This is a genomic window from Sorangium sp. So ce117 (assembly GCF_051524395.1).
In the GTDB taxonomy this organism is placed as follows: Bacteria; Myxococcota_A; Polyangia; order Polyangiales; family Polyangiaceae; genus Sorangium; species Sorangium cellulosum_B.
The window spans coordinates 9,664,754-9,687,718 of record NZ_CP150309.1 but is presented as its reverse complement, the minus strand read 5'-3'; the positions used below and the strand labels follow the sequence as shown (position 1 = coordinate 9,687,718).

Here is a 22,965-nt window from a genome sequence, read left to right as displayed (position 1 = left end):
TGGGGGCACGACACTGAACAGATCGCGAAGACTAAACAGGAGATCGCTCTTGATGCGCCACGATATTCCCGCATGCGGGCTCACCGCGAGGCGCGTCGTGGTGCCAGCCTGGAGCCACCCGAAGTTAATTCCGGCGCTCACCTCCGAAGCGTCTGCCTGCGTCGGGACGACACTGAGGACGAGAGCGAGCACTGTCCCCGATGGGATCTGCCGACCTGTCATCCTCATCGTCCCGTTCCCGTCTTCCGCAACTCGTGAGCAACGTGCCGACGCGGGCCATTCTTCTGATCAGAGGATCGGCGTCAAACGGAATCTAGGCGAGCACATTACACTGGCCAGGGGTCGTACCGTCCACAGCGTGCGCCAGCGGGCAGCTACCCGCGCGGCTCTAGCGCGTGTCGACGTGCTGGCGCCAGCTGCCTGGCCGCGCCGCCGCGGGGTAAGCGCCCGGCCATCGCCATGGGCACGGCCCCTTGCGGCGCTCGCCGGGGTCGACGATGCTGGGCGCGGGGCGGCGTCGGCCCGCGGTACGGGGCGCGGCACGGGCGGGGCAGGCCTGGATTGATGCCCGGCGAGGCGGTCGCCGCCTGCCCAGACCGAAGCCTAGGTTGTTTCAGGTCGCGTCGGCGTCGCCGGCGCTCGGAGCATCCAGCGACGATCTCGCCGGGCGCCCGCCAACCAGAACCGTGCCGTGGCGTGACGAGCGGTCGCCTCGTCATGGACCACCTGCACCGGGGCGACGCCCTCTTCAGGCCTTCTTGACCGTTTCGAACGCGGCGGAGAGCCTGGCGGCCGTGAGATCCGAGGTAAAGCCCAGTCCGAACAAGGTCAGGAGTTCCCGGGTCGTGCCAATGAACTCGAGATGGTACAGGGCCCAGGTGAACAGGGCCAGTACCGCAGCGGTCGCCCAGGTGCGGATCGCCTGCGTACCGCGGAGCTGCCGCTCCAGGGCGGCGCGCTCGCGCGTCGCCGGGTCGCCGTTCGATACCACGATCAGGTGGGTGCCTCCGCTCGGTGACGGTCGGGGTCCGCGCAGCGGCGTCGGACTCTCCTCCATCGGCTGCACGCCTCCGGAAGCTGGCGCTGAGAAGCTTTCGAAGCTCGATATGTCCTCGGGTTCGACGGCCTGCGCCAGCTGCGCGGCCAGCTTCAGGGCCTCGGGATAACGGCGCGCCTGGAGGTGCTGCTTCACCTCGTCCTGGCCGGTAGATTCCGGGGGGAGGAGCTCATCGACCGCCGCCCGCACCTCCTTGTTCAGGGCCCTGAGCGCCGTGGTGAGGTGGCCCAGCATGCGCTCGGCGTCCTCTCCGAGGTGGCCCAGCGCGCGCTCGGCGTCCGCTCGATCGGCGCTTGGGATCGCCGGCTTGATCGAGACGCGGATGCGATCCGCCTGCTCGGGCCGGGCCGCCGATGCCGCCTCGTCCGCCAGCGCCGAGAGGGCTCTGTCGAGCTGCTGCGCCAGCTGGAGCGCCGCGTCGTTCGCGGCGTGCGCCGCGGTGAGCAGCGGCTCTAGGGCGACGGATCCAGGTTCCGCCTTGACGGCGGCGCAGGAGCTGCGGACCGCCTGGATCATGGCCGAGAACGTGGATCGCGCAGGCTGGAACAGCCGCTCTATCTCCTCCAGCCGGATGACCAGCTTGCCGGCCCAATCGCGCGCCGAGCGCGCGAGCGCGTAGGTCGCCTCCTCGGCCCTGCGTTCCGCATTCCTGGCCTCCACGAGGTCATCTTCAGCTGCACGCCGCTGCGCCTCCGCGAGCGCGTCCGCGACCGGCGCAAGCTCCATGACCGGGGATAGCATCCACCCCCGGTCGAGGACGGCGGCCTCGCGGGCGAGCTTCTGCAGCAGCTTTTGCCGAGCTTCCGCGCGGGCCAGGCGCGTGGCCTCGAGCAGCTTGTCCGCCTTGACGATCTCCGCGTCGAGCTTCTCCTCGTCGCCACCCGCGTCGTCCAGCGCTTGAAGCTGCTGTTGCAGCGCGACTTTGGCGTCTCGTTCAGATCTTTGCGCCAGCCGCTTGAGCTTGTCGCGGATGTCGCTGGCGCGCAGTTCCCGCGCGAGCTTTTCCTCTCTCTTCAGGAGGCGTCCTCGGAGCAGCTGCCCGAGCCCCACGCCGGCGAGGAAGACGAGGGGAACCAGGATCGTGGGCGCGCGGGCGCGCACTTCGTAGTCGAACAGCACGGGGGCCTCGAGCTGCGGCGCGCTCACCTCGAGGCGCCCCTTCGTCGTGCCCATCGGGAAGGAGCCACTCAGCGCGATCGGAGCCGGCTCGGTCCACCCGGCGCCGATGGCGGCGATCGTCTGGCGCTGCACTCTCCCGTGGACCGGCTCGCCCTGGTGCAGGGGCTCGTCGACTTGACGGAGCGTGACCCCCGAGAGCCTGGATCGCTGCGAGATCTCCGTGAGCTCGAGCGTGCTCGGGTAATCCCCCCAGCTCAGGTCGAGCAGCGGAAGCTGAGAGCGAGAGATGACCAGCGTGGGCGGCAGGCGAAGCTGCGCCGCGGGGTGGACGAGCTTCAGGGACACCGTCTGCGTGACCTCGCTGTCCCTGGCTTTGCCCTTGAGGACGAGCCCCAGCTCGTAGCTGGCCGGCTTGGCCACGAGCTCCGGCTTCTGGATCTTCACCAGGATCGTCGGCCCCGCCTCGGGTAGCACCTTCGCGCTGACTAGGAATACCTGGATGCGCTGCAGATCGGGCCGCTGCCCGACGAGCACGCGTGTGACGTGGGCGGTGAGCGCGGACGGATCGACGCCGTCCGCGGGCGTGAACGGGAAGCGGTGCTCGCCCTGCCGACCATCGTCGTAGATCTCCTGCTCGGACACGGCGACCGCCTTCACCAGCGGCTCGTCGCCCAGGGCGGCGCGCGGCCAGCTACCGGCCGCGAGCGCCGCCGCGACCCCGAGCGCGCTGACGCGCCACCTCGCCGCAGCTCGCCTCGCGTGACTCACCGGGCGATGCTGCCACATGTCAAGGGAACGCCGCAACGTGGTATAACCCTACCTCCCACGCATCCACGCCCAGGCCGATCGCGTCATGCCCCTCGACACAGTTCAGAAGCGAGCCATTGCGTGCGTGTCCGTCACCTCCAGTGCAGGCACCAGTCGCGGGACCGGGTTCCTCGTCGCGGAGGGAGGGGGGTTGCTGACTGCGTTCCACGCCATCGGTGATCGCAAGACCGGCGAGCTGTATTCCAAAACGATCCGGCTCGCATTCGGCGATCCTGGCGATCAGGAGCCGTTCGTCACGACCGCGGAGCTGGTGGCTGACAGGTTCAGCGCCGCGGAGGACTGGGCGCTGCTCAGGTGCAAGGCTGTCCCAGAAGGAGCCGCCGCGTTCCAGCTCGCGCGCCTCGAGCCGGGGTACGAGCTGCGCTGGGAGACCTACGGGTTCCCGGACGCCGCACCCGTCCGCGGCCAGGTTTACGGCGGGGTGGTCCGCTCGTTGGGCAGCAGGATCCAGCTCTTCAGCGAGGAAGCCTCTGCGGGTGAGTCGAGCCGCGTGAGGGGGCTGTCGGGGAGCCCGTGCATCGTGCACGGGCGCGCTGTCGGCATCGTGTTGAACGCCAACATGAAAGAGGACGCGCCAGAGCTGAAGACGGCCCGCGAGGGGACGCTTTACGCGAGGTCGATCGCCCAGATCGCGGCGCGCTGCTGCGAGCTCACGCTGCCCGCCGAGAGGCCCCAGCTCGCGCCCTACGTGGCGCAGTTTCTCCAGCCGGCCGCCCCGCACCTCCTGCCGGAGCTGGTCGGGGCGCTCGGCATCCCGTCCGGCGCGCTTTCTCCAGATCAGCTGGTGCGCGAGGTGGCGCATCAGCTCCTCGAGCTCGGCGTGAAGGAGGCGTGTGCCGCCTTGGAGAAGATCGTCGCAGGTGTGCCGAAGCCGAACGCGCTGCGGATCCTCGAGATCATCGCCGCCTGCTCTGTACACCGCCACGCGGCGGACCGGCTCCGGCAGGCGTTCTCGGAGAAGGTGGACAGGCGGGCGGTCTGCGTGAACGCAACGCGGCCGGCGACGGGCGAGCGCTACGTCCTCCGGGCCGGCGCCTCGTACCCGGGCTGGAAGAAGTACCTGCGCACGGTCAACAACATCGGGGCCGAGGGGCAGCCCGCGGCGATCATCGCGCAGGTCAAGGCGGTGCTCGCCGACGCGCTCAACTGTCCCGAGGACGAACTGGACAGCGAGCTCGACGACTACGGACACGACGACCCGCCGCTCGTGGTCGTGGTGCCCCCGCCGCTGCCGGCGCCGGCTGTCTCAGCGGCGCTGCGGGCCCGGTTCGCCACGGCGCGCTTCGTGTTCCTTGCCGGCGAGACCGTCGCCTCCGAGTTCCCGGCCGAGTACCCCACGGTGGTGGTCGTCGAGCCGCTCCTCGTGGCCGAGCACGAAGCCGCGCAGGAACGCGCCTTTCTCCGCGCCCAGAAGCGACTTGATGACGCCTACCGTGCCCTCGGAGGACAGCCGCCATGAGTTACACACCCATCTTCAACCCTGCCACCCAGGCCAGCGCGCGGCCGGAAGGCGCCTCGCCCTACGTCTACGAGCCCGGTCTCGAGCTCGCCGTGAACGTCGCGCTGGCCGCCAGGCGACCGCTGCTGCTGCGGGGCGCCCCCGGAGCGGGCAAATCCTCGCTGGCGCTTAACGTCGCGCTCTGCCTCGAGCGCAACTACGACGAGGAGGTCATCACCTCCCGCACGCAGGCGCAGGATCTGCTCTATCGGTTCGACGTCGTACGCCGCCTCGCCGACGTACAGGCGGGCGCGAGGCGGGACGACGCCCACTACGTCGAGCCGGGCATCCTGTGGCGGGCGCTCAACGCCTCCAGCGCACAGCAGTTGGGCACGGGTGTCCCTGCCCAGCCCGCGCCGGACCAGGGGCTCGTCGTGCTGCTCGATGAGATCGATAAAGCCGACCCCGACGTGCCCAACGACCTGCTCGTCGTCCTCGACCAGCGCTGGTTCTTCGTGCGCGAGCTGGGCCGTCGCGTCGAGGCGCAGCCCGGGATCGATCTCTTCCTGATCATCACGACGAACGGCGAGCGCGATCTGCCGTCCGCGTTCGTCCGCCGCTGCGTCGTCTTCGAGATTCATGCACCGGATCGGCCGCGCATGAAGAAGATCGCGCAGGCGCACTTCCCCGGAGCGCCCGAAGCCCTGCTCGAGGGGATCCTCGACGTGCACGAGGAGCTCACCCGCGACGCAAAAGGCGCGCAGCTGCGGCCGCCCAGCACGGCCGAGACCATCGACGCCGTGCGCTCGTGCCTAGCGCTCGGGATCACGGATACACAAGCCGCCGAGTGGCGGACCGTGGTGGAAGCAGCGATGTGGAAGCACGCGTCGCGCGCGCGGGGTGCTGCGTGACGCGCAGCGCTCCGGTTGGCTTCGGCGATCTCGTGCGCGCGGTGGGTCGCCTCCATGCTGACGCGACGACCGCCAAGTCAATCGCTGCCCTCCTGGAGATCATGATCCGACCGCGCGAGTCGGCGTCGGCCGAGGCGGGCGCGACGCCTCCCCTATCGCCTCCGGTCGAGCAGCCGCTCCCTCCGTTCCCGCGCGCGCCGGATGACGAGCACCCGCCCGCTGTGGAGCCGCTGCCGTCTGTGGAACGCAGGTCGCTGACAATCGTCCCGCTCCCGGCGCCTGCCACGCCCGAGCTCGATCCGCCGTGGCTCTCGCGGCCGCTCTCGTCCCCCTCAGCGGACGAGGCTGCCCCTGCGCGCCCCGCGCTCCAGCCGCTGTTCGAGCCGGCCGGGTCGCGGAGCCTCGTGTCCGCCCTCATTTCCACGTTGCACCCGGAGGGCGAGGTGGAAAGCGAGCGCCTGGTCGAGCGCATCTCGCGCGGCCGGCCCGTGGACACCGTGCCTCGGCGCCCGCGCCCCACGCTGCGCGCCGGCGTGCAAATCCTCGTAGACCGCGGGACCGGCATGATGCCTTTCACGCGCGACGCCGCCGAGCTGGCGGCGGGTATTCGCGCGCTCGCGGGCGCGAGCGTGACGACGCTCCTCTACTTCGCCGAGGTGCCGTTCGAGGCAGGCCCTGGCGCCCGGCGGAAGTGGCGCCGGTATCACCCGCCGGCGCCGGGCACCACGGTCGTGGCGCTCACGGACATCGGCATCCACGCACCGGACACGACCCCCGCTGCCCTCGTCGAGCAGTGGCACCTGTTCGCGCGCCTGAACCGCCAGGCGGGCTGCCGGCTTGTGGCCCTCGTCCCGGCGCCGCCGCACCGCTTCCCGCACGCGCTGGCCTCGGTGTTCCCGCTGATATCCTGGGATCGCTCGACCACCCTGGCGGCGGCGCGGCGCGCGCTCGGCCACACCGGCGGGGCGCGGTGATGGACGTACAGGTCGCCCGCGAGTTCGTGGAGCTTCTCGAGCAGAGGAACCGCGACGCTGCCGATCTTGCGCGCCTCGCGTCGGTGGCGGTGAAGATCGAGCCCGAGCTCCTACGCGCGCTCCGGTTGGAACTGCTCCCGGGGGCAGACGTGTCCGCGGAGTCGGATCTCTGGTTCAGCGAGATCGTCGAGATCCGCAGCCCCGGCGCCATCGTGCTGTTCCCCGAAGTCGCGGCGCTGCTGAGGACCGAGATCCCGGGCGGCGTCTACCGTGCCTGGGCGGTCGTTCGCGGCGTCCACCGCGTGCTGCCGCAGATCGTGCGCTTGGAGGAGGAGATCACCTGGCTGGCGCTGTCAGCAGGCGGACACGATCAGATCACCGAAAAGCTCCAGCAGGTGCTGGCGGCGATGCTCACCGATGCGAGCCGGTGCCAGGACCTCTCGGCGTGGGCGCTTCGAGCGCTGCCGCGGCTCCCGCCTGCGGCCCGTAAGAGCCCCGCCTTCTGGATGTTGCTGTTCGTCGCGAGCGCGACCCTGAGGGCCACCTCGGTGCCGGCCATCACACCGCCGCCCGCGGCGCTGCGTGGCATCTCGCCGAGCGTGCTCAAGGGCCTCGGTGCGGCCCATTTGGCGCTTGAACGCGAAGCCGACACGCTGCGCCTCCGTCCGGCGACGGCGGCGGGCCCGGGGACGATCGAGGTGCCAGCTACACGGCCGGTCGTGCTGGAGGTGACCTCAACCGGCGCGCCGATCAGCGTGGCTCTGGCGCCCAAGGGGTGGACCGAGGTGCAGGTCACAGGAGCCACGGTGCGCCTGGATACCCTGGATGGCCGGGCTTACCTCGTGGAATCACCGCCTGCCGGCGAGGAGGCGCCCGCGCCCGACGCCGAGCACACGCCTGAGCCTAATCACGAGCTGTTCCAGGGCTGCGCGCGCGTCGTTGTCCGCGGCCGGAGGCGCATCGGTGGCTACTTGGTGGCGCCGGATCTCGTGGCAACGTGCAGTTATCCGTTCGAGGAGGAGCGCGAACACATTACCCCGGAAGCGCTCCGAGGGACGGAGGAGTCCGCGTGGGTCGTCGTGAGCGGTGTCGATCGCCAGGCCAGGGTCGTAGCGATGCATCGCGAGGTGGATGCCGCGCTCCTCCGTCTCGACGCGCCCATTGACCACGTCCGTCCTTACGATCTCACCGGGGTCATCAAGAGCGAGGATTGGTGGCGCGCGCGGGGCCTCAGCCGGGAGGGCGAGCCGATATTGCTGGAGGGGCCGCTCGACGCAACGAAGATCGCGCACGCGAGCGGCATCTTCGAGCTCCCGACGGTAGACGCGAAGAGAGGGCTGCTCACCGAGCTCGCCTCGCGCCCGGTCCGCGACGGCCTCGCTGGCGCTCCTGTCTTCGTCCGGGGGAATGTCGTGGGTCACATCCGGCATGCCGAGGGGTCCAGCCTTGTCGCCCCCGGATTCACGGTCACCCGCATATTCGTATCCGACGTCGACGCCGTTGCTGCACTGCTGCGTTTGGTCATGGCGGAACCGCCGCCGCCGGCCCCGACAGTGCAGAGCCCGACGGACCTCGCGAAGGTATCGCGTGCATGCGCGCGCCTCTTCAGGCCCGGTGAGCACTGGTGGACTGGCACGGCGTACCTCGTCGATACGGAGCTCGCCGTAACCGCCGCGCACGTCGTGGCAGATGGCGTCGGTCCCGAGCGACGGCTCTCCGATGTCCAGCTCCGGTTTGGGGCCGGGATGGACTTCGCCATCGATGCCCGTGTGCTCCGCGTCGACCCTGGCACGGACTGCGCGGTGCTCCGCCTTGCCCATCCACCCGATGGCGTCGAGCCCGTTTCGCTCGCGCGCGGCGTTGCGCCCCAAGATGGGCTGACGCTCTTCGGCTTTGCTTCAAACCGCGCGGATGGAGTCTCGCTCTTCGGCACATTCATCGGGAACGCGGATCGATCCGGGTCGCCTGTCCTGAAACTCCTCCAAACGGACGATTTCGTTCATTCTCTGCAGAGCATGACCGGAGCGCCCGTGTTCTTGGGCGACGCGGTCGTCGGTCACCTCGTCGCGCACGGAGGGGAGCGCGATCTCTTCGCGTGCCCCGCCGGTGCCGTGCGCGACCTCCTCGGGCCGCAGCAGAGCGACTTCCTGCCCGCGTGCGCGTCCATCGTGCAGGGCGGCGTGACGGGCACTGCGTACCTGGTGACGCCGACGCTGGCTGCGACCTCCGCGTCCCTCTTCCACGAAGCCGGCGAGCGAACCACCCTGGCCTTCCGCCACGGGACCCGATCTGCCCAGCTCTCCGAGCTGGATCCGCAACGTGGGGTCGCGCTCCTCCGCCTCGATGAACCCGCTCCGGTCGAGGTCGTCGACCTCGCCCCAGGCGCGAACACGGGCGAGCGATGGATGGCGCGCTGGCCCAGCGACGGTGGCCTTCGGCTCGAAGGGAGGGTGGTAGGCGACGTGAAGCCCGGCGCCTCCGTGTTCCTGCTGCTGGAGTGCCCCTTCTTCTCCCGAGCCCTTGCCGGAGGCCTTGCCGGAGCACCCGTGGAGGTGAACGGACGGGTGGTCGGGCACCTCACCGGGTACGTCGGACCGGCGCCCGACAACCCCGAGTTCCTCCACCTCCACGCTTGCTTCGGCGGCAATGTGCGCGATCTGCTCACGCCTGTCGAGGTGCGCGGCCCGGGCGAGACGGAATCCTTCTACATCGAACGCGGCGCCGATCAGGAACTCCTGGTGACGTTGTCCTCGCTCCGGGCTTGCTACGTCATCGCGCCTCGTCAGAGCGGCAAGAGCAGCCTGGTACGCCACGCTGCTCGAAAGCTCGAACGCCGTGGGATCCGATGTGCGGTGGTCGATCTCTCCTTCCTCGCCGAGGTCGAGGACACGGGCGCATGGTTGAGCGCGCTCACGAGCGCCATCCTGAAGGATCTCAGGCTGCCAGCGGCTCGGCCGAGGGTGTTCAAACTGGGCGTCTCATTATCGAGAATCTGGGCGCGCAACCTCGTGGACACGCTACGCCGCTCGATCAGCGGCCCCACCGTGCTCGTCCTTGACGAGATCGACCGTATTCGTTTCTTGTCGTTCAAGAACGAGTTTCTCTTTGCCCTCAGGAGCCTCGTCAACGGCGATGAACAGACGGCCTTGATTCCCTGCCTGGTGAGCTTCATGTGGCCAGAGGATCTGCTCCCGGATGACCCGACCTCGCTGCAGGTGATCCAAGTCGGCGATTTTCAGTTCGAGGACGTCGCGCAGATGTTCGAGGTGATGGATATCGGCTCGAATTGGACGGAACAGCTCCTGGAAGCCGTGTTCGCCTGGACTGACGGGCACCCCTACCTCACCAGGTTTCTTTGCTCCGAGCTCCAGCGCGAGTCACAGCACGGGGCAGTCGACGGAGCGGAACGCGTCGCGTCGCTCGTGCGACACAAGTTGCTCGATGCCGAGCGGGCGGAGGTCTCCACGTTCTCGCAGATTGAGCACCTCGTGCGTACGTATGAGAATCGGCGCCTTCTGCTGGAGGTCTACGCCGGCATACTCCGCGGAGCGCACGCCTACTGGCTCCCCGATCGCGAGGTCTACCGAACGCTGCTCTCCATCGGTCTCTGCAAGATGGAGGGCGATCTGGTCCGGGTTCGCAACCGGATCTTCGCCACCGTCTTCGACCAGGCGTGGATAACGCAGATGCTCGCCGAGGATCACCGTCCGGTCTGAGACCCACGATCTCGAACTACGAGGGCTCTCCCTCCCTCCGCCTCTTTCAGGCATGCTGACGCCGTGCAGCCCGGCGATGTCCTCGCGAACCGCTTCGTCATCGAGCGCCCGGCCGGCGCCGGCGGCATGGGGACAGTGTACCGGGCCGTCTACCTCGCCCAGCGTGGCGCCCCGGTCGCCCTCAAGCTCCTCACCGGCCCCGATCCCCGCGGCGAGAACCGCCTCGCCCATGAGGCCCGTTATGTGGAGCTCGACATAACCGTAAGAACTGGATCTTCGTCGGCAGCAATGACGGCGCCGAGTGGAACGCCACCATCGTCTCGCTCATCGCCTCCTGTGCCCTGCACGGCATCGAGCCCTGGGCTTACTTGCGCGACGTGCTCATCCTGCTGCCCACCTGGCCGCCCGAGCGTCTCATCGAGCTTGGTCCCAAGTCCTGGAAGCAGACCATCGAGCACGCCGATGCTCGTCAGCGGCTCGCGGCCAGTCCGTGGCCCTGCGCGGGGGGGGGGGAGGAGCTCATGACCCTCGACATCGGCGCTAAGGGGCACAACGTCCTGCTCCGAGGTCCGAGCGGCGACGGCAAGACCATGCTCGCCCAGAACCTCGGCATGCTCGCGCTCGAGCGGCTACACCGTGCGCTACACGACGCTGCCGGCCGCCCTTGCCGATCTGCTCAATTTCATCACAACCGAGCGCGGCCGCGACGACCATCAAGGGAATTGGTCGGCGGACCATCAACCAGCCTGAGCGCCAACACTCGACATTCGCCGGCCCAGACGACGGCTCTCGGGTCACAGCAACGCCGAGGAAGGTGTGAGCGGTGACGCAAGATCGCTTGTCGCGCGTTAGGATTCTCGATCCTCCCAGGGAACTGATCATTAGATCAGTGTCTCCGGATGCTGTGGCCACCCACGTGCGTGCACCACAGCCCATTGTGTGCCACCTCTCCCGCCCAGCCGCACAAGCGCTTGCGGCTGGTCGTGCCCTGGAGATCAGAGTGTGGTACTGTGCGAACGATGCACTTGCCCTCTCAAGACCCGATGCACCAAGCGCCCCTGCGGGCGTCGAAGGTCGAGGATTCCTTCGCCTCGATCGAAAATCTAAAAGGCAACGTAGACTTTGCGATCATCACCATCAAGGATGAGGAGTTGGCCGCAGTCTTGGAGCAATTCCCAGCCGTATGTGAGACCGTCAAAGCGAATCGCGACTATGCAATCATTCGCGTTCCGACCCGGCCCGAGGCTGAGTCGAGCGCTGCTGTTGTGGCCGTGACAAAGTGCCCTTCTCAAGGAAACGGAATCTCTCAAGATTTGGCTAGAGACATAATCAGTGACCTAGATCCTCAATGGCTACTTTTGGTGGGTATCGCCGGGGGCGCTCCGACGAATGAATTCACGCTGGGTGACGTGGTTCTCGCATCAAGTCTTGTTGATACTACCGTTGAGGCGGTCAAAGAAGGAAGACCGCCAGAATTCGCAGCGGAAGGCCGCTTAGTCCACCCGGAGGTTGAGAACTTCGCGAGCATGGTTCAGGTTCATTCGGCAACCTGGGGCAACTGGAATCACCTCACCATACGGAGCGCATCAGGCGATAGCCGAATAGCCCTAACTAAACCACCGGTCAATCCAAGGACAACTAAGCTGTATGGCAGCAAGGAATGGAGAGCTTCCGTACGGGAATCACTCAAGTGGCACGCCACAAACCCTAGAACAAATCCAATCGCGCGCGCAGCCATGGTTGCTTCCAGTGATCGTCTCATAAAGGACGATGATGTCCTCGCGACCTGGATGCGTTTGTTTCGTCAAATTCGCGCCGTTGAAATGGAGAGTTCTGGAGTTTATCTGGCGGCCAAAGGGCGTGTGACGCGTCACCCATATCCAGCCATGTCAATTCGTGGAATCAGTGACATCGTTGGTCTGAGGAGAGATGAGTCATGGACGCGCTACGCGTGCTTTTCGGCGGCAGCTTTTGCTTATGCGTTTGTCCGGTCTGGCTATGTCAAGCCTCGCTCTGGCAGTGCCAAAAGTGGACGTCAGCCCACTGATTCCGCCGATGGCGGGTCCTCGTCTGAACTGAACTCAACCTCGCCATCCGTTACGGCGACACCAGGTCCGGCAATTATGCGCGGCGCGGTACATATCGCGCCGAAGCCCAAGATCCGCATCGACTCGGCCGCGCCCAATCAACTTAGGTGGATCGGTAGCCACAGCCCAACAGTGTATATATCAACTTGCTGGGGCTCGCCTGAAGGCGAAGCTTCGCCGCAGCCGGGTGAGCTTGTTTTTGAGCCGGCGTGGCGTAGGCATAAGGCTCTGAGCCAGGCCGTCATTCGACTTGGTGTACACGGTGGAATTGGTATTCTGTATGCACCGAATCCTAAGCTTTGGCTGGAAGCAATCACGAGAAGGTTGCCCGGTTGCATCGGGACTCCTGAACAATCGTGGGAGCCACGCGAAGGGCTTCTGGGTTCATCACAGCAATGGTGCGTGTCAGATTTAGACAATGCACCACAGTGGAATAACGATCTCTTTGCTTGTGATGAAGTTCATGCGGCAGACGCACTCGCCACAGAGATTCATAATGCCATGGATGCGTGGATCGCAACTCGCCTGGACGATCTTATGTCCCGTCTCGTAAATGGCATCCAAACACTTCCATACCCGATCCATGGCGATTTTCTTCCTGAAGTCGAGGTACTGTGGCAAAGCTGGAAATCCGCTCTTGAGCAATCCTCCGAGTTCCGCAGGCATTTCCTTTCGACGATGCTTGCAGTGTCAGACGTTCAGAATTCGCATGATGGAGGTGCAGCTCTGATCCGGCTTGGTCCACGAACAGTGAAGTCATGCGTGCTGGAAGCCGTTGTGTTCGCCATGGCTGTTGAGATTGCTACTAGGCGCGGGACAATACCTTGCAGCGGAGATCGCATCAACCTAAAGCATGCCAGCCAAAACGCGCAACTCTTCGGCCTTCGCCTGATCGAAAGATTTGAACTCGACTCTCACTTCGGGCACTTGATCTGGGCCCCGGGTTACGCATTCCTTGCGCATGCGCGCAGACCGGCTGGTGAACTTCGTGCGCTCAGTCGGCGATTTAGCGAACCCGATGAGATTAACCTGACGCTTGGCCGGAGCGATGACACTCATGTGACAATCATTCCACGTGATGGGGGCTTTTTGGATGGACTCCGAAACGGGCCGGAGGCACTGGCAAAGCATATTTTAAGAGTAATCGTAGCTCAAGACGAAGCGGTGAGGCGTCGGGTCATGCAGTCTATCCAAGTATTAGCGTGAAAGGTAATGCCATGTCCGACGTAGGTGTACAAGTTTTAGTAGATACGATACGCACGGATGCCGAAAGCCGGAAATGGGCCTATACAGTCGATCCGAAGCCGTTGCGTCATCGGGACTACCGAAGCGGGACAATCGAAACAATTCAGAAGCACGCCGAGCCAACTGATACACTGAAGACTATCGGCATTTTTGTTGACGTGTATGCCGTATTAATTGCCTCACTAGGCGAGGATGTCGATTCTCCTGATACTGTCGGGCAACAATTGATTCATTGTCTTGAGAAGGCCGCAAAGGTCAGAACCTGGCTTGATAGTGCAAAGAAAGAGAACTTCTACTTGTTTCTTGTAGGCCCACTCGGCTCTGCGGAGATTAAGGAGTGGAGAGATAATCAGTATCGATTCGAGCGTGACGAGCGTATCTGCCGAAAACTCGTATGGCTTCCTCCGGGAGACGACTCGCTACTCAAGCGCGAGTCTGTTCGCTTCTGCAACAGAACATTCATGGCGCGCCCGTGGTTGGAAGCATCCCGCAACGCCGAGGAACTTGATCCATTACGCGTTGTATTGGCTGCCGCTCAACTGCCTGCGACATGGTATGAGGTTCTCGAGTCCAGAACAATTTCAGATAAGGACATTGCCGAGCTGCTGATTCGCGGGCTTCCAGACGACGTGACTAGCGAACGTAAATGAAATTATATGATTTATCTGGATCGAATCGAGATATCGAACTTCCGGACCTTCTCCCCTGGTTTCGCGATCCCCCTGGTGGCGCCTGGCGTTACAATTCTAGTTGGGCAGAACGGGCTCGGGAAGAGTTCCATATTTGAAGCAATAGAGTGGCTTTTGACCGGCAAGGTGGCGAGGCTGGAGGACCTTAGATCAGAGGTAGAACGTCAGTCTGCTACGCGAACGTACTACGTTCGCAGGACCGGTAGACGAATCGAATCCAATATCAGCGTAGTTGGAAGATTTGTTGCTCCGGGTGGCGAAGCGCAGGAAGTGTGTCGTGAATGGGTTCGTAGAACAGGTGATAAGTTCGATGAGGTCCGCGCATCGCCGACGGGAGAAATAATTGAATTGCTTCGAGACCCAGGCTGGAACCTCCCGATCACCGATCTCAGCCACTACCTCATGGAGACTCATTTCCTGGGGCAACCAACAGGCGGACGCTTCACCACCTTAGATCCAAAAGAGCGATGGGCTCGCTTTCAAGGTCCTGCTGGTTTCGAACGACTTGCCAGGGCGGGGGATCGCCTTGGACCAGGAACAACTAGGGCCTTATCGACATTACTCGCCGAGGCCGAGGGAAACCTTCGACGCGCAAGAGTGGATCAAGAGCAATGGATCGCGCGGCTGCGCAAGCGAGATGAGTATCGTGCTTCGGTAAGCGCGCTCGGTGCACTCGATCCAAGTGCCGCAAGCGAGCAGTTGCGCGAGCTGCTCAGGGAACTTTCAAATATTAGAGAACGACTTGGGCTGCGACCTCTTGCGCTTGACGCTGTGCTCAACAGCCTCCAATCCACTGAGAACTTGATCAACGAAGTAGAGGAAGAGCTCGTTCGGCGTAACCTTGGATTCAAGTCGATCGACGATGTCCCTCTGGCGTGGCGTCAGCAATCCGCGCTCAAGGACGAGGTTGTTGGGAAGCTGAACGAGCTGCGAGCGCGAATTGCATCAGCAGATGGAGAGATCCGGCATCTGCAGGCAGATCTCGAGAAAGCAACCGCGGCACGCGAAGAGATTCGTGCTGGGCATTCACGAGCGGAGCGTGAGTTCGAATCTGCAAATCGTGCGGTATCGGCCGCCCGGAGCTTGACGAGTGCGCGCGAGGAGCTTCAGCAACTCAGGAACAATTTGAGTCAATGTGAGTCTGTTGCGTCGGAAGCCGCTAAGTCTTTGATGGAAGCTGAAGCGGCTGTCGCTTTAGCGCGAGACGACGAGCGTGTCTATCAAGCGACTCTGGATTTTGTCAGAGACGTCGAATATGCTACGACTGAAATTGAGAATTGGCATACAGCGGTTGCTGCTAAGGATGAGCAAGAGCGTAAGCTTCGGGACGCACAACGAGAGCACGAGGAGCTGGCGGGCAAGATCGCTGCTGTAGAGGAGGCGCTACGTGAAAAGATGACGTTAGAGCGATCGCTGTTTAGCAAATATGACGAGGTTCGTAGTCGCAATGATGCCACTAAGAGAGCTCTGTCTGTTGTCGTTTCCGGAATCGATGAGCATACCGCGGCGTGTCCTGTATGCATGACGAAGTTCGATGAAAGTGCCGAACTTCTGAGGCGGGCTCTTGCTGTATTGGACACTGACAGCGAGGTCCTACTTAGCGTGCAGAAGAGTCTTAGCGATACGAGGAATGCGGTTGCTGGTTTGAAGTTGGAACTGCAGCAACTTGTCAACCAGCGCAAACTTACGACTTCGGCGATTGAGGTGGCAAGCAGGTTTCTCCAAGGTGTCGAAGCGCAACGGCAATCTGTGCTTGCCATGCGAGTCCTACAAGGCGTTCCCGAAGAGAATGTTGTGTCGTATCTCGCCAAGCAATACGCTGATGCTCGCGAACGATTGGGTGTCGTGGGTGATAGAGTTGCCCGTAGATCGAATGTGATAGATCTCGAGTCTAGATGGGTCGCTGCACAGCGAAGCCATGGCGCCGCAGCGGACGCCTTGGGCCGAGCTCGGAGAAGCGCGGGTGCCGCTGACGAGCGTGTGAATGAGATTGAGCGAACGATCGAACTTCAGCGCGAGTATCTGGCTCACATTCGAGAAGTTTATGGCGATGTGGAGTTGGCTCTCCCCGTGCTGAAGCGCCAGCTGGACGAATCGCACATTGCGGTAAGTAACGCAGTCGAAGTTTGCGAGAGGGCCAAGGCCGCTCTGGCTGAGAAGCTCGAAGATCGCAGGGGGAGGCTCCGTGAGCAGAGAGACCTCGATAATGTTAGAATCGAATCTGAAGGTCGTCTTGATGGCTTGTTGCGTCGTTGGTCCAACTCTGGACTACAAGGTTCTCCGTCCTTCGACGTGCTACAGGTGGCTGTCGAGGCTCTTCGCCAAGTCAGTCAATCGTCAAATGTGCTTAAGGTAAGATTTGAGAACATTCGCAGCGCGATGGACCGATGGGAACAGGCGCGATGGACTGAACAATCTGTCGATGAGTATCTGACCGAGATGTGTCGCCGACTCGATGTGGCCATGAGTGAATCTGAGCTCACTCATCGACTTGGATCTTCGGTTGAACAGGAAGCCGCGCGCGTTCAGCGCATCGGGCGCGCTAAGAGTCTGGCTGCAACGGTCGCTGTGCGGATCAAGGACGAGACGGAGCAGTATATTAGGCGAGTTATTGCTCCGTTTAATGCGATCAGCGATCGGTTTCATGTTGCGCTATCGACGTTTCCTCTTCGTCGTGTTGAGTTGCTTCCTAAAACAAACCGTCGTGATGGGACCTCGTTGTATATGGGGGTCCGGCTGCGTCGTGATGCTTCTGGGAGGGACGATGAGGGCCTGTCTGCTTCGCACCTATTGAGCGAGGGGCAATTATCTGAGGTGGCGATCAGTCTGCTGCTCGCCATGAGTGCCGTGTACAGGTGGTCTCGCTGGCGCGCTCTGCTGATGGATGATCCGCTTCAGCAGAATGATATAATTCATGCGGCGGCTTTTATCGATGTTGTTCGAAATTTGGTTCTGGAAGAAGGTTATCAGGTAGTGGTTTCGACTCACGATCTTTCGCTGGCTGACTTTATGATGCGAAAGCTTCGCTACGGGGGTGTCGCTTGCTCAATCTGCAGATTTATTCATCCGGGGCGGGTGCAGACTATCGATGAATAGATTTGTTGGCTCTGCTCGGGGCGGGCACGACCGAGCGGAGGCTCGGCGCCGTCGAGAAGACGGGTCGCGGCAGGGACGCTCGGCAGGCGGTGCGGATCCGCGAAGGCCACCTCCCGGCGGCGGTAGAGATTGCTACCCGCCGGCGCGAGCAGGCTCGCCCCTCCAGCGCCCCCGAACCCCGCGCAGTCGGCCGATCCCCTCGTAAACGACCCGGGCGGCCTCCGCATCGCCGAGCGTGACGGTGAGGGTCAGGGTGCGGGCGAACGAAGCGACTACGGCGGCCCGAGGCGACGGCTCGACCGTCGCGAGCTCGCCTGGCTTAGGTCCAGCTGGTTGGGCCCGGGGTGCGATCGGCGGTTTGGTGCCCCTCAAATCAAGGCAACGCGACGGATCGCGCCGGTCACCACCACAACGTCGTTCCAACGGATCGCGTCGGTTCGCCACCGCAAGTCGTCCTTATGGCACTCGCTCCCTACCGGCGATGTGGGCCAGCCGATCTGCGACGGAAAGCTGCCCCTGTCCGGCGGCGCACAACCGGCGCCGTTGTCCCCTGCGCGGGAGCACGGCGGCCAGACAGCCGCCTTCTGCCTGCGGGCGGAGGCAGGCCGTCTCGATACGGCAGGTTACTGTCGGTGCGAGCTTAGGCGTCTCTCCGGCGCCATCGGCGGCCCGAGCAGCCGCCCGATCGCCTCGTGAACTACACGGGCCGCCTCTACATCCCCGAGCGCGACGGCACGGCTCAGGGTGCCAGCGAGCGAGGCAACGACGGCGGACCGAGGCGACGGGTCGGTCGGCGCCGGCTCTCCAAGCCCGGGTGTCGGCGGCTGGGCCCGGGTTGGGTCCATGCCCTCCGAACGGGGTCGATCGGTGGTCTGGTGCGCCCCAAATCGCGGCGAAAGCGACGAATGGCACCGGTTCGCCACCACAAAATCGTTGCCCAAGGACGAATTGGCGGCGGCGAACCGTCGCGAGCCGTTGGATCCTCCGGGATTTGGGAGGGGCGTGGCGACGGATCGCAGCCCCTCGGAAGGCGTGGGCCCAACGCGGGCCCAGCCGGCAAGCCCCGAGGCCGGAGAGATCGCGACGGCCGACCCGTCGCCTCGCACCGCCGTGCTCGCAGCGCTCGCCAACGTCCTCAGCCGTACCGTCGCCCTCGGGGACCACATGGCGGCTCGTGTCGTCCTCGAGGCGATCGGTCGGCTGCTCGACCTGGCGCCAGCACCGGAGGGCGCGCAGGGGCGCGCCGATGGTAGCAGGCCGCATTGACGAGGCGCCCGGATAGGAGCGGACTTCATTTTGATGCTTGTTCTTCACGAGCCACCTTCTCGGCCCGTTGATCAATGATGTGTAGGTCAGCGCGCCGACGCGCGCCGTGTTTCGCTGCGCGTCTCCTCGCATTGTATGCGAACGGAGGACCAGCCGGGACGCGGTCTTCAAGTAGCTCACCGACGGTACGAACCCACGGCGCTTGAACTGTGCCGCAAGCATCGACCTCTTCAATGATCTCGTAGTCGCGCGTGACGACGATGAGCCCCTCGGCAAGGTGCTGCATCAGGTTAAGGTCGATCGCGTGGTTCTCAGTGTGTGCAGACCGATGGCCCGTCGCGCGCGCGTGGGCTCGTTGTCCATGAAGTTCGCGAAGTCGGTAGTGAGCGTCGAAGCGGTCCGCGGCCGAAATATGCCCCGGAATTCGAATCCGGTTCACTATGTCATCCATGAACCGCCCGAAGTACCTAGCGAGAGCCAACTCGCCTTCGGTGAGTTCACCAAGCGATGCCGCCATGGCGGATGTTTCGATAAAATGGGAACCAATGTCGTCTACGTAGGCGGCGATGCGATCAACGTATCCACGAGCATCGCTCGATAGTGGTTTGCCGGAACAGATCTCCGACCAAGCCAATTGCGCAAGTCGGAGCCACTCGACATACGACCCCCTCGGAATACCCTCGGCGTGTCCTCCAAGCTTGTCCACCAAAGGACCGTGCGTTGGCGATAGCCGAGGAGGCCCTTCGAACAAGCTAGAAATGAAGCGCATCCGTTTTCGGAGCACGTCGGTGTCTGGTAATGAATTTGCGAAATGAACAGCAAACTCATCGAGCGCCAACGCGCTGATGTGAATACTGAATCCTCGGCGGGCCAGGGCTGTTAGCGCCGGCCGTGGCGTTCCTCGTACGCACGAAGTGTCCAGAACAATGCCGCGTGGAGGGGACCGTTTGGGCATGGGAAACTCTATAACTGTGAGGCGGCCATTTGTCCGCGACCGCACGATGGTTCAAAATGGACGGATCGTGGCCGTTCACTTGCAGGTAGCCTTTCGGCGGACAATAGGAGAGTTGAACTCCACGCAGGAGATGTCGGGGGTAGACCGTCCGGATTCCCTCTGCGCGTCAGCACCCAGAGCCTTTAGCCTGCCCAACGCTCGGTTCACCAGTGGGGGACCGAGAAGCGACGTCAGGCGCCACGGAGCTGGCCGTCGGATGCAGCCGTGAGTTAGCACGGTTTCCGCGATCTCGTCAGAGTCCATTTGAGTCTATGCATCGACCATATGGCTATTCCCAATTATAGGGACCGCGTCCGGACATGTACCCTGTACTGCGGGAGCCTTTCCCCCAGAATTTATGTCGAACGGAGCCGTCCAGTCGGACAGTCCATTTGTGCACAGACTTCCATACGGCTGCCACGTCTTCGAGAGGGGCAAATACAGATATGCTCATCTCATGGGTCAACTTAACAACAAAGTGAACGACATTGTTGGTAACGTCCACTGCCTCCAATTTGGCTCCAAATACCTCCTCTGTGTTCGAAGGACTGTCGTTGCCCTCTGTGCGCTCCATGAGCTGAACGGAGACGCCGGCACGCTCAGTCTCTGGGATCGACATTAGGAGAATCGCCGCTTTGCGCACCTTGGGAATGCTGTGAATCATGGCTTCCTCCGGATTGAGGTAAGTGGTGTGTCTTGCGGCAACGCGAACCGGAAAGCGCCATGCATCGGTGTTTGCTAAGCGCGCCGCTACAAGTTGTCCTGGAAACGGATCCACGTTGACAGCCACAAGAGCTCGACCGCCATCCTCCGGAAGAGGAACAACGATAGGATCGACGCGCGGGCGCGGTGAGAGAAGATCTCGTGCTGCGTCCTCGTATGCACGTGCGACCGCGCGTGCATCAATTAACGGCATAGCCTTTCGGCTGAAATTATCCGCTTTCTCGGCTACACCAATCAGAATGACGCCTCCGAGTCCGTTGGCGAACGAAGCAATATCCTTGGCGTGTTCACTGGCGTCCGATGTGTGCTCAGATTTGTAGTCAAGCTCATAGGTCTCGCGCGCGAGAATGGGTGGTTGTTTCGGAAGATCAGTCCAGTCAGCAATTCGTTGATAGACTCGCATTTTGCCCGCCTCATCCGGTGCTCCTGCACTCCCGGTCCCGCTAACGTAGATTCAGCCACGGTGTATAGCGTCATCGGCCGCAAGTTCTGGTTGGGCGGATAGACTACTATCAGAGGTAGAGGTTGACTCGGAGGTAACCGCCTCAACATCTGGTACCGGGACGATCTTGTAGATCTTGCTTAGCGTAGCGAAATGGCGTTCGACGTCGAAATTGTAATACACTCGGTCCACTCCCCACCGTACCGATTGCAGGTTTTCGACTGCCTCATGAGCGGAATCCCAGATGGCCTCGTACAGACCAGGTGACTCGCCGAGATAGGTACTCAGAACCGCTCCACTGAAGGGAGACCCTTCCCACATGTCAAACTGAAAGTGGCCGTCCGGACTACGCAATATAGCCGTGCCAGTCCGCACAAAGTTCTGGAGTTCTCGCGCGTGTCGCACGGGATGGCCGCGATATTGAATCCCCGAGAACAGTCGGACGCTCGGTACAATTACGGTTTGAAGGGTCACAACCCGCGAGAGATCCCAGCGGAGCTTGCTAGCGAGATATCTGCGAAACCCGTCGTCGGCCCAAAGGAGTCTCAGGCGGTCTAGTTGGTCCACGGCCTTGTCCAAATGATCAAGCAAGGTGCGCTGCTCGAAACTACTACACGGCAACAGCGTGTTCTTGCACTCGAACACAAATATCGTGTCGTCAGAAGCGGCAACGACATCGAGTTGCCCACGCAGTCCGGCATAGGTGTATTCTACATCTTGAGCCGCGAGGACCTGGTCTTGGAGCGAATGAAAAATCTCTTCGGACAGGGGATCACGAGTCCCGTCGGAAAATATCCGCTTTTTTGCGCGAGCAAAAACATTGCGAATCATGTTTGAATGAACATGAGTCATCCGCAGGAATGCGGCATTTTTGCCCGCTCGAAGAATTGGAGAGTACTGAATGTCGACGTGGCTATCTGAAGCCGAGCTCCACGAAGAGAGCCGCATGAAGGCGTCGATTTCAAAGGAGGTAGCTCCATGCGCGGTCAGTAATGTCGTAATATCTGTAGTGTGACCACCGCCAACCAAAGACCGAATGTATGCGGCCTCGTCTTGATCTCGGAGACGGGAGAGCTCAATTCGACACAATACTGCATAGAAACGCAGTATTCGGCAGAGCGTAAAAAAGCGACCAATCGTAAATCCCGGCTCGATCTCAAACTCCCAAAGCTCTTTAGGCTCTGCGAACAATTCGTAGCATGCATTCAGCGCATGGACGATCTCTTCGCGGAACATTGACTTTTTGGCGAGCACATGTTCAGCTAGCATCTTTGCGACATCGTCTCGTATGAGCAACTGGAGTCTAGGTGCTGGCAGTCCATGGAGGCGGTAAAGTGGTGGGCCCGGAAGGGTCTTTGCATCTTGGTCGAATCGCTCGCAGAATTCGAAGAAGCTCGGCACGTCATTTAGCGAAATTGTGTCGTCAATCTGATGTGATAAATTCAGTGCCTTAGTGCGCACATAGCCGAACTCCAGCGCCATTCCAAACTGTGGCGTGGGTGGCGCAATGCGCCAGAGCGAGGGTGATACCTGCGTCACCTCGTACCCGAGTCGGAAGACGCTGACTTCGAGATCGCGCACTTGGCGGAGACAGTGAGCGGTAATCAGATAATCAGCGCATTGCGTTCGGAACGCATGAGACAGATCCTGGTAGAAGAGGTCCCGTTCGGTCAGCGGCGCTTCATCGTTGCTCCTTGCGAGGAGAAAGGATGCGGCTGACGCGAGGTCCTCGCAGCTCAGGCTACTCAGCTTATCTGGGATCAGCGGGCTGTTTGGTTGGTTCGGGTAATTCCCAAATGCCTCCTCCACGAAGCCAAGAACTATCGGTATGACGCCGGGGGTGGCCCTGACGTGACGAATCAACAGATGCTCGTCTCTCTTCACCCGAACAGCGAGGCGCAGGAACTCCAGCCACGACCGCGCCCTTGTAGCGCAACTTGGTAGAAATCGGGCTGTCCACTCTTCGACATGCCGAAGCACCCACTCCGCCTTGCGAAGATACTCAGCGGGGCGGCGTCCAGGTTTGAAGATTTCGGAAAACCGAGCATTCGAAAAGAGTGAGCCTCCTGACGCGGCGAGACCTAGGATCGTCCAATTGCGTGCCCTCGCGCCTAGGCTTGACATGAGCGCGTCTTCGATTTGTCCGCATAGAACTTTGAATGCGTCCTGATTGAGTCCGATGCGGTGCCGTTGTGAGACAAGCGCACCAGCCGGCTCCGACCAATCGGTGGGCCATGTTTGAACGAGCTTGTCCAGTTCGGTCATGTTCATGCAACGTCGCCGATCCCGATGCCATCGACCTGATACTCTTCCGCCCAACGAGTAGCCGCTCTGCCGGGGGCCGCGCTGCCGAACGGAGTGAGGCTGCGCGGTCCGTCGG

11 protein-coding genes and 1 pseudogene are annotated in these 22,965 nt (G+C 62.7%); 8 read left to right on the top strand and 4 right to left on the bottom strand.

All coding sequences use genetic code 11. The features are described from left to right. Positions 1-748: 748 nt before the first annotated feature. Positions 749-2,944, bottom strand: coding sequence for a hypothetical protein (locus WMF46_RS36300; protein WP_437981397.1), 2,196 nt, complete (start codon positions 2,942-2,944; stop codon positions 749-751). An 85-nt stretch (positions 2,945-3,029) separates the two neighbouring features. On the opposite strand from WMF46_RS36300, the gene WMF46_RS36295 reads away from it, so the two are divergent. The 8 genes and pseudogenes from WMF46_RS36295 (at position 3,030) to WMF46_RS36260 (ending at position 17,160) form a co-directional block, all read left to right on the top strand. Further along, complete coding sequence (locus WMF46_RS36295) at positions 3,030-4,463, top strand: S1 family peptidase (RefSeq protein ID WP_437981396.1); 1,434 nt, start codon at positions 3,030-3,032, stop codon at positions 4,461-4,463. Beyond that, entirely contained in the window at positions 4,460-5,353 is an 894-nt protein-coding gene (locus WMF46_RS36290) for an AAA family ATPase (RefSeq protein WP_437981395.1), read from the top strand. The genes WMF46_RS36295 and WMF46_RS36290 overlap by 4 nt, the downstream gene beginning before the upstream one ends. A gap of 101 nt (positions 5,354-5,454) precedes the next feature. Beyond that, a complete protein-coding gene (locus WMF46_RS36285) occupies positions 5,455-6,327 on the top strand; it encodes a hypothetical protein (protein WP_437981394.1) in 873 nt (290 codons plus the stop codon). Continuing rightward, positions 6,327-10,043 (top strand): trypsin-like peptidase domain-containing protein, encoded by a 3,717-nt coding sequence (locus WMF46_RS36280; protein WP_437981393.1) that lies wholly within the window; start codon positions 6,327-6,329, stop codon positions 10,041-10,043. The genes WMF46_RS36285 and WMF46_RS36280 overlap by 1 nt, the downstream gene beginning before the upstream one ends. Before the next feature lie 272 nt (positions 10,044-10,315). Continuing rightward, a pseudogene (locus tag WMF46_RS36275) lies at positions 10,316-10,657 on the top strand (transposase domain-containing protein); the annotation flags it as partial. 429 nt (positions 10,658-11,086) lie between these two features. After that, positions 11,087-13,336 (top strand): ABC-three component system protein, encoded by a 2,250-nt coding sequence (locus WMF46_RS36270; protein WP_437981392.1) that lies wholly within the window; start codon positions 11,087-11,089, stop codon positions 13,334-13,336. Positions 13,337-13,347: 11 nt separating this feature from the next. Then, positions 13,348-14,025: an ABC-three component system middle component 1 gene (locus WMF46_RS36265; RefSeq protein WP_437981391.1), complete on the top strand. Its 678-nt coding sequence runs from the start codon at positions 13,348-13,350 to the stop codon at positions 14,023-14,025. A gap of 6 nt (positions 14,026-14,031) precedes the next feature. Next, on the top strand, positions 14,032-17,160 hold the full coding sequence (locus WMF46_RS36260) for an AAA family ATPase (protein WP_437981390.1): 3,129 nt from the start codon (positions 14,032-14,034) through the stop codon (positions 17,158-17,160). Between the two features lie 1,291 nt (positions 17,161-18,451). On the opposite strand, the gene WMF46_RS36255 is transcribed toward WMF46_RS36260, so the two are convergent. From WMF46_RS36255 to WMF46_RS36245, 3 genes are all read right to left on the bottom strand, one after another. Then, positions 18,452-19,132: a hypothetical protein gene (locus tag WMF46_RS36255; RefSeq protein WP_437981389.1), complete on the bottom strand. Its 681-nt coding sequence runs from the start codon at positions 19,130-19,132 to the stop codon at positions 18,452-18,454. A gap of 577 nt (positions 19,133-19,709) precedes the next feature. Then, complete coding sequence (locus WMF46_RS36250) at positions 19,710-20,546, bottom strand: AlbA family DNA-binding domain-containing protein (protein WP_437981388.1); 837 nt, start codon at positions 20,544-20,546, stop codon at positions 19,710-19,712. 51 nt (positions 20,547-20,597) lie between these two features. Continuing rightward, a complete protein-coding gene (locus WMF46_RS36245) occupies positions 20,598-22,850 on the bottom strand; it encodes a hypothetical protein (protein WP_437981387.1) in 2,253 nt (750 codons plus the stop codon). Between the last annotated feature and the right edge of the window lie 115 nt (positions 22,851-22,965).